The organism is Geobacillus sp. ZGt-1 (genome assembly GCF_001026865.1).
In the GTDB taxonomy this organism is placed as follows: domain Bacteria; phylum Bacillota; class Bacilli; order Bacillales; family Anoxybacillaceae; genus Geobacillus; species Geobacillus thermoleovorans.
The window spans coordinates 1-4,845 of sequence record NZ_LDPD01000014.1 but is presented as its reverse complement, the minus strand read 5'-3'; the positions used below and the strand labels follow the sequence as shown (position 1 = coordinate 4,845).

4 protein-coding genes and 2 pseudogenes are annotated in these 4,845 nt (G+C 48.2%); 2 read left to right on the top strand and 4 right to left on the bottom strand.

Translation table 11 applies throughout. From position 1 onward, the window contains the following. The 3 genes and pseudogenes from VU18_RS19470 to VU18_RS06085 all read right to left on the bottom strand — a co-directional run. Window positions 1-115, bottom strand: a pseudogene (locus VU18_RS19470) (DUF4351 domain-containing protein); the annotation flags it as partial. Between the two features lie 335 nt (window positions 116-450). Next, on the bottom strand, window positions 451-1,863 hold the full coding sequence (locus VU18_RS06090; protein ID WP_047757810.1) for an amidase: 1,413 nt from the start codon (window positions 1,861-1,863) through the stop codon (window positions 451-453). Beyond that, on the bottom strand, window positions 1,829-2,038 hold the full coding sequence (locus tag VU18_RS06085) for a hypothetical protein (protein WP_014195569.1): 210 nt from the start codon (window positions 2,036-2,038) through the stop codon (window positions 1,829-1,831). The genes VU18_RS06090 and VU18_RS06085 overlap by 35 nt, the downstream gene beginning before the upstream one ends. A gap of 219 nt (window positions 2,039-2,257) precedes the next feature. On the opposite strand from VU18_RS06085, the gene VU18_RS06080 reads away from it, so the two are divergent. Next, window positions 2,258-3,562, top strand: a complete 1,305-nt coding sequence (locus VU18_RS06080; protein WP_047757809.1) for an acetamidase/formamidase family protein — start codon at window positions 2,258-2,260, stop codon at window positions 3,560-3,562. A gap of 70 nt (window positions 3,563-3,632) precedes the next feature. Here VU18_RS06080 and VU18_RS06075 read toward each other — a convergent pair whose 3' ends face one another. Beyond that, a complete protein-coding gene (locus VU18_RS06075) occupies window positions 3,633-4,616 on the bottom strand; it encodes a restriction endonuclease (protein WP_033025180.1) in 984 nt (327 codons plus the stop codon). 120 nt (window positions 4,617-4,736) lie between these two features. On the opposite strand from VU18_RS06075, the pseudogene VU18_RS21220 reads away from it, so the two are divergent. Further along, window positions 4,737-4,845, top strand: a pseudogene (locus VU18_RS21220) (DUF4277 domain-containing protein); the annotation flags it as partial.

The window sequence follows — 4,845 nt, the reverse complement described above, 5'->3', positions numbered from 1 at the left end:
CCCTTTCAGCTTCGTCTCGACCAACAGATCAACGCGGTATTTTTCTCCTGCGGTCACATCAGTGAACAGTTCTTCGGACAAAAAGGACAAATGGCGGAAATCGATATGCTCGTGCNTGTCGGGGAAAAAGAGGAAGAAAAACTCTTCGAAGAACGTCTGGATCAGCTCTTTGAACAATCGGTCATGGTCAATGGCCATCCGATCACCTCACGATGAAGATGTTCACCAACTATCATTCGTGAGCACGAGGCGAAAATCCTGCATGTACGATATAAAAAATGGAGAGCCAGGAAAAAAGCTCTCCGTTTTGTGCTTGCTCCCCGTCATACAAACGGCAGCGAACGCGAGTGAAAAACACTCAGTTGAAAAAGGCTGCTTCAAAAAGTTATGTCATCATCACCTTTTGAGACCGCCCTTCAGTAAGTACATCGCCACGACCAGCGTTTGCTTTTACTTTCTTAGAACGGCCGGCGGGTATTTCAGCTCAGGATGCAACGTTTCAAACACATCAGCAACATTTAATATCGTTCCTTCCCCAAAGGCTGGGCCGATGATTTGCATCCCTACAGGAAGTCCTTGAACAAAACCACATGGCACCGTTACAACAGGCAAGCCCGTCAAGTTAAACGGTCCTGTAAAACGGATGATATGGTCAAGAAAGTTTACTTCCTCTCCATTGATCCATACCGTATCCTGCCCGATTTTGGGAGGGAGAAACGGAATGGTTGGGGTGATCAAAACATCTACCTTATTGAATATTTCCATGAACTCGTGATCCAATTTCAAACGAATTTGTTGCGCTTCCAAGTAGTCTACAGCGGAAGGGAGTTCTCCAAGCTTTAAAGGGAAACGGACATCATCGCCAAAATCTTCTTCCCTTTCTACTAAATGATTGTGATGAATAGCGCTGGCTTCTGAAAGAATCGTGATCATTTCCGCATACTGCGCATATTGCAATGTTGGAATTCGCACGGTTTCTACAACAGCACCTTCGCGTTCCAAAGAAGCAATCGCCTGTTTAACCGCTCTTTCGACTCCTTCATCCACATGATCAAAGAAGTACGGTTCTATGCCAATTTTTACACCTTTAACAGACTCCATGAATTGTGTGGAATAACTCGTTGCAGGGGCATCGGTGGAAGTAGGATCTTTTGGGTCGTATCCTGCCATGGCTTCTAAAATATAGGCAGCGTCCCTCGCCGTTTTCGCCATCGGACCGATATGGTCCAACGACCATGCAAGCGGGAAACAACCATATTTGCTTACTAGTCCATAGGTGGGCTTTAAACCGACAATGCCGCAAAACGAAGAAGGAATTCGAATCGAACCACCGGTATCTGTTCCTAGGGAAGCAATCGTCATATGCGCCGCCGTTGCGACCCCCGATCCTCCGCTTGAGCCTCCGGGAATGCGTTCAGGATCCCAAGGATTTCGGGCAGGTCCGAAATGAGGATTATTGTTCGTTGCTCCCCAAACATACTCATGCAAGTTTGTTTTTCCAGGAAACACTGCTCCCGCTTCCGTCAACTTCTCGATTACTGTCGCACTGTAAGTTGGCCGGAAGTTTCGGTGAATTTTTGACCCCATCGTTGTTGTTTCATTAGCTACGTAAAGAATATCTTTGATTGCTATAGGGATGCCATGTAGCGGGCCGCGGTAATTTCCAGATCGGATTTCCGATTCCGCCAACTCAGCTTGCTTGCGTGCTTTCTCTGCTGTCACCTCTATATAGGCATTCAGCTTATTGTTTAATGTTTCAATTTGTTCGAGTACATCGTCAACGAGCTCAACAGGTGAAACTTCTTTGTTTTTTAGAAGAGGGGAAAGTTCAGAGATTGTTTTCGTATTTAGCCGTTTTTCCACGATACACACCTCCCGGTTGGTGGACGACTCCAATATCTGCCTCATTCAAGCCAAGTTTTTCGACTCCCTGTTTTAGTTGCTGAATGGCTTTCCACTGATGCTCAAGCATCATCAATTCCTGTTCTGAACACTTAATCCCTTTTTCTCTTAATTTCTTTTCTATGCTATTGCTCATTTCGTTTCCTCCTTTCTAAAATTATTATACATTACAAGAATTAAATTCCAAAATATTTTGACTTAACAAAATATAATAAATATACACCCGATTATTTTGACAATACTCTACTGAATTTCCTAAAATGTAGTTAGACATCACCCGTCGAAGGTTCGTTGTCAGCGATCCAAGGTTCCTATGTAACCAATCCTAAAATCTAAAAGTAAAGAGGGGAACGCCATGGAAGCGAAACAAACCGTGTTTGTCAATGAGTTCACTAACGGCATCTTAGACCCTCATGGAAACATGCTTGGCCCCGTGCAGGATGGGGGATACATTGTCGCCAATACTACTCCTGGTTGCTGGGGACCGATGATCACTCCTTGCATCCGCGGTGGCCATGAAGTGACAAAGCCCGTTTTTGTCGAAGGCGCTGAAGTAGGAGACGCCATTGCGATTAAGATCAAATCGATTCGCGTCACCTCTATCGCCACATCCTCAGGAAATGATAAACCAATGGAAGGTCGGTTTGTCGGCGATCCGTTCGTTGCTGTCAAATGCCCACAGTGCGGAACGATGTACCCGGAAACGAAAATCGAGGGGATCGGCCCGGAAGCCATTCGGTGCGCGAATTGTGGCGCGGACGTGACTCCATTTGTATTTACGAACGGCTATACGATGACGTTTGATCCAAACCGACAAATCGGCGTGACCGTGCATAAAGAAGCGGCAGAACTCATCGCTCGACAAGGACGGTACTACATGGCGACACCCGACAACTCCGTCCAAAACCCGATCGTCACGTTTGCGCCCCATGACTTAGTCGGAACGGTGGCCAGACTCCGCCCGTTCCTCGGACAGCTCGGCACCACCCCGGCGCGTCCGCTACCGGATTCACATAACGCTGGCGACTTTGGCCAATTTCTGATCAACGCCCCACATGAATACGGGATTACGAAAGAACAGCTGGAAGATCGCACGGACGGACATATGGACATTAACCGTGTACGCGAAGGCGCCGTGTTGATCTGCCCTGTGAAAGTGCGGGGCGGAGGTGTTTATCTCGGTGATATGCATGCCATGCAGGGCGACGGGGAAATTGCTGGGCATACGACCGACGTATCTGGCATCGTCACCCTTCAAGTGAAAGTGATCAAAGGGTTGACCATTGACGGACCGATTCTTCTTCCTGTTGCTGAGGACCTCCCCTACTTGGCAAAGCCATTGACAAAAAAAGAAAAAGAGATCGCCCTCGATTTGGCACAATCATGGGGGGTAAACAAGTTGGAAGAATCGTTGCCGATTTCCTTTGTCGGGACAGGTGCCAACCTAAATGAGGCAACAGAAAACGGGTTGCAACGGGCAGCGAAAACGTTAGGCATCTCTGTCCCTGAGGTGATGAACCGTGCCACGATTACCGGCGCCATCGAAATTGGCCGACATCCTGGGGTCATCACCGTGACCTTCTTGTGCCCTGTTCGTTATTTAGACAAGATTAGTTTGACCTCGCTAGTGTACGATCAATATCGCAGCGTTTTGGAGTAAAAACATGTCGATCATCACTAAAGGCTTCATCCTCTCGCACTTGCCAAGCAGGGATGAAGCCTTATGTTTGTCAAGATTCGGGCACATACATTTTCTGCAGCGGAAGCAGCGCTCTCGCATCGCTAGGCATGTTCTCATACCAATGGACAATCAAGTTGACCAGCTCTTCCAAATCAATCAGTTTCACGGAATTATGTTTGGCGACTGCCTCTGCGTGGGACGTAAAACCGCCTGTGGAGACGAACAGGCAATTGGCATCAATCGGGTTGGCTCCGAGAAGCTGCTGGATTTCCGGGGCCGAGGCGGCGCTTTTGCGATGCTTCACTTGCACCTTGATTACAGGTTTTTCAAAGCCAAACGCGTCCTTATAGGCGAGCACATCCACACCGCCGTCAGGGCCTTTCGGACTCACTTGCACATTGTACCCCATTGCTTGAAGCAAGCCCGCCACTAAATCTTGCATTTGCCACGGATCAAGCTTGTCCACTTTGTCTTGGATCATCATCAACGCTTTTCCAACAAGGTCTTCAACGATTTCTTCCGTTTCCCCCTCTTCATGTTGAGGTTTTGAGAATGGTTCACTGTGTAAACGCTGCTCGATTTCATCGCCCCATTCGTCCACTCGAAACACCGTCAGCGTCGAACCTAAACTGTTCTTCGCTCCGTCTGACAGCGAATCCCTTGGAACTGTCGCATTTTCCCATTTTACCCGGATGATGTTCGGATAATAGGGATGCCCGATGGAGGGATCGTAACGATGCTCTTCTGTCACGGTTCCAACAATGTACTCCCTTTTCTCTTTTGAATATGTGATCACTCGATCGCCCTTTTTGATTTCATGGGCAAACCGCCATACTTGATTCACCCAACTCGTTCTCGATTTTGGTTTTGACTCGGCAAACACTTCATCCGCCTTTCGCTGCAGCTGTTCTTTCGACCGAAAGCGCTTCGGATCGCCCAATCTCGCCCAACCGATCGATGCGATGCCCTTTTCCAGCCAAAGCGGAATCAGTTCATTGCGATCGCCCGCGCGGATCATCCACCATTTTGACATCCAGGTTCCTCCTTTTGGCAAAAAGAAATCGCTCCGTGAAGCAGCCATTCTTCTAAAAACAGGAGCTGAAACAATGAGCCAGCTCCCCGCTGTAGGCAATGGCGTTTAAGAGGAGCCAAACTGCAGATCACACACGATTGCAACCGCCGTCATCGTTGCAAAAGCAGATTGACTTTAGGCCAGTCGGCAACGAGAACGGCATCCCGTTCTACGGCGATGTGCACGACGG